1 protein-coding gene is annotated in these 3,849 nt (G+C 61.4%); it reads left to right on the plus strand.

Translation table 11 applies throughout. The features are described from left to right. On the plus strand, positions 1 to 3,849 hold a 3,849-nt coding region (locus BLX41_RS02295), incomplete at both ends, for a hemagglutinin repeat-containing protein (RefSeq protein WP_185073343.1).

Consider the following 3,849-nt stretch of genomic DNA (forward strand, 5'->3'; position numbering starts at 1 on the left):
TGATCGAAACCAACCCGGCGCTGACCCACCTCAAGCAGTTCATGAGCTCGGACTACCTGCTGTCCAACCTCGGCTACAACCCGGACGAAAGCGCCAAGCGCCTGGGTGACGGTTTTTACGAACAGAAACTCATCCAGCAAGCCATGGTGGCCCGCACCGGCCAGCGCTTTATCGACGGCCAGGACAGCAACGAAAAGCTCTTCAAACACCTGATGGACAACGCCATCCAGAGCAAGCAACAGCTTGACCTGTCGGTGGGCGTGACCCTGACCTCCGAACAAATCGCCGCCCTGACCCACGACATCGTCTGGTTGGAAAGCCATGAAGTGAACGGCGAACAAGTGCTGGTGCCAGTGCTGTACCTGGCCCAGGCCAACAACCGCCTGGCGCCCAACGGCGCCCTGATCGCGGGCAAGGACGTGAACCTGATTGCCGGCAAAGACTTGAACAACGTCGGCACCCTGCGCGCGGCCAATGACCTGTCGGCGGTGGCGGGGGAGAACCTGGTCAATAGTGGGTTGGCGGAGGCGGGCAAGGGCCTGAATCTGACGGCGGGCAAGGATCTGCTGAACAAGGCCGGTGGTGTTATCGCTGGGCGCGATGTGGCCTTGACGGCAACTGATGGGGACGTGGTTAACGAGCGAACCTTGACTCGCCATCAGAGCTCCACTTCCATCAGTAATGAGCAGCGCGATTTTGTTGATAGTGCAGCGCGTATCGAGGCCGCCAACAATCTGACCCTGACTGCAAGCCGGGACCTGAAAAATACCGGCAGTGCGTTGACCGCAGGCGGTGATGCGGTGCTCAGCGCTGGGCGTGACCTGTCCATTACGTCCACCGAACAGGCGAACAGTAGCAATGGCCAGTTCAAGAAAGACCTCTGGACGCGTAGTCAGACCACACAAAATGCCAGCGACGTCCAGATAGCCGGCAGTCTGAAAGCAACAGCGGGTCAAGACATTCAAGTTGTGGCGAGCAAGGTTGCTGCCCAGCAAAGCTTGTCGATGGTTGCAGCGCGAGATGTGACCATCGAGTCTGCGGCCAATGCGGGTCATAGCTCGTTCAAAACCAGTAACGGTAGAAGTTCTGACGATCAGGTTCGTCAGCAGTCTTCACGCGTAGAGGCGGGTGGTGATCTGTCGATCAAGGCAGGCCAGGATCTGACGTTGGTGGCCAGCCGGGTTAAAGGGGGGCAGAACGTCGCCCTGGATGCCGCTCGCGATCTCAATGTGCTGTCGGCAAAGGATGAAACTGCCTCTTTCATGTCCAAGAAGGGCAAAGGCTCCTTTGGTCAGAGCAGCAGCAAGCAGCAGGAGAGCTACCACAGCACCAACATCGCCTCTGTGGTCGAGGCCGGGAAAGACCTGACCCTCAACACCAGCAAGAAAGCCGATGGCGGCATGAGCATCAACGGTGGCCGCGATGTCACGGTGATCGGTAGCCAGCTCAAGGCCGGTGCAGACCTGATGGTCGGTGCCACCGGCGATGTGGCGATCCTCTCTGGCGTCGAGGAACACGGTTCCTACAGCAAGAAGACCAAGTCCGGTTTCCTTGGCCTGTCCAAAAGCGGCAAGAGCCAGTTGCAAACCACCGCGACCCAGGTCGGCAGCGAGCTGAGCGCTGGCAACGATGTGGTGGTGGCCGCGGGCAACGATATCCGCTTGCGGGCCAGTGAAGCCACGGCCGGCAACGATGTGGAACTGCGTGCCGGGCTGGTCAAGGACAGCGGTGACATCAATCTGGTTTCGGCCAATGACACGGCCTACAGCCGCAGCGAGCAGTACAAGAAAAAGGTCGGGCTTTCCTCCTCCGGGGCCAGCGTCTCCTTTGCCTCGGCCAAGGAGTCCGGGCGCCAGGCGCAAAGCAGCACCAGCGTGGGCAGCCAGGTGCTGGCCGAGCGCGATGCGAGCCTGAAGGCCGAGCGTGACATCAATGTGGTGGGCAGCGGCATCAGCGCCGGGCGTAATGTCAGCCTCGACGCCGGACGTGACGTCAATGTCGTGGCGGCACAGAACAGCTCGGCGGAGCAGGACTGGAAGAAGAGCAAGCAAGTCGGCGTGGGCGTCAGCAGCGACGACAACGGTGTCAGCCTCTTCGCCGGTGCCGAGCGCAACAAGGAAAAGAACCGCGTCGAAACCCAGACCGCCGCCGCCAGCCAGATCAGCGCTGGTGCGGACCTGTCGGTCAACGCCAAGCGCGACATCAATCAGATCGGTTCCGACCTTCGGGCCGATCACGACATCAACCTGGTGGCCGGCCGCGACATCAAGATCGACGCCGCCCGGGAAGTGCGGGTGACCGAGCAGCAGCGTGAAAGCGAGCGCAATGGCCTGGGTGTCACCATTAACCACAACTATGGCAAGACCAAGGACGCGGTCAACGGCGCCGGCGACGGTGAAAACAACACCAGCAAAGCCTCCAGCACCCTCAAGGCCGTCGACTCGGTCAGCCAGTTCCTCGCCGGGCCGACCGCCGACGTCAAGCTTGGCAACAGCAAGCAAAGCAGCAGCCAGGAGATCATCGAGCAGGGCAACCGCTCTTCAACTCTGCAGGCCGGCAACGACCTGAACCTCACGGCCAACAACGACGTGACCGTCAAGGGCAGTCAACTGAGTGCCGGGCGCGACATCAACGTCAAAGGGCGCGACGTCACCCTGGATGTGGCCAAAGGCAGCATCAGCGAGGAAACCCGCAACACCGAGATGTGGGGCGGCATCCACGGCGGCACCAGCGGCGGCTTCAAGATCGGCGTCGGCGGCAGCTTCGGCACCGCCAGCACCGAGAGCAGCCAAGGCTCCTCCACTGCCACCCAACTGGAGGCCGGGCGCGACATCAACCTCAAGGCCAGCAACGACCTGAACCTGATCGGGACCCAGGCCCAGGCCGGACGCAACATCGACCTGGATGCCGGCAACGACCTGAACATTCGCGCCGCGCAGAACGATCACAGCAGCGAGAACAACCGCAACAGTGGTGGTGGGGAAGTGGGCTTCACCTTCGGCTCGGAAGGCGTGGGCGTCTACGCCAGCGTCAGCATGGGCAAAGGCAATCTGGAGCGTGAAGGCGAGCGCCAGCAAGAGGCTTATCTCTATGCCGGGGACCGGCTGGGCTTCACCAGTGGCAAGGACACCAACATTTCTGGTGCCAACCTGCGTGGCGATGAAGTGATCGGGCGTGTCGGGGGGGACCTGAACGTCGCTTCGGTCGCCGATACCGGCAAGGTCAAGGGCAAGGAATTCGACATCAGCGTCACCGCCACCTTTGGTCCTGCTCCAGGGCTCAGTGGCTCGGTCGGCTATGGCCAGACCACCGGCAAGACCGACTGGGTTGAAGAGCAAACCCGCATCACTGGCAAGAACAAGGTCGATATCCGCACCGAAAACCACACCCAGATCGACGGTGCGCTGATCGCTGCTGACAACGGCAACCTCAAGCTGGACACCGGCACCCTGGGCTTCAGCGATATTGCCGGCAAGGACAAGGAACACGGCTATTACCTGAACGTGGGCGGCACCTACAGCTCCGGTAGTGGCACCACACAAGACAGCAGCCAGGTGGGTAAAGGCAAGGAAGGTGAAACCGGCTGGAGCGTCAGCGGCTGGGATTACCAGAAGGACCGCGAGCAGATCGTGCGCGCCACCGTCGGGGCGGGCGAGATCGTGGTGCGCAAGGATGCCGAAACCGGAGCCGATTCAACCGCCGGGCTGAACCGGGATGTGAGCAAGGCGTATGAGATCACCAAGGATGAGGAGTCGCGTACGGATCTGTATGCGAGCAGTTCTTCCCTTGGAGCGGTGGCGAGCCCGAAGAAGACGTATGAGCAGTGGAAGAAGAGTGTTGAGTTGTATG

This window comes from Pseudomonas protegens (assembly GCF_003732485.1).
GTDB classification, from domain to species: Bacteria; Pseudomonadota; Gammaproteobacteria; order Pseudomonadales; family Pseudomonadaceae; genus Aquipseudomonas; species Aquipseudomonas protegens_B.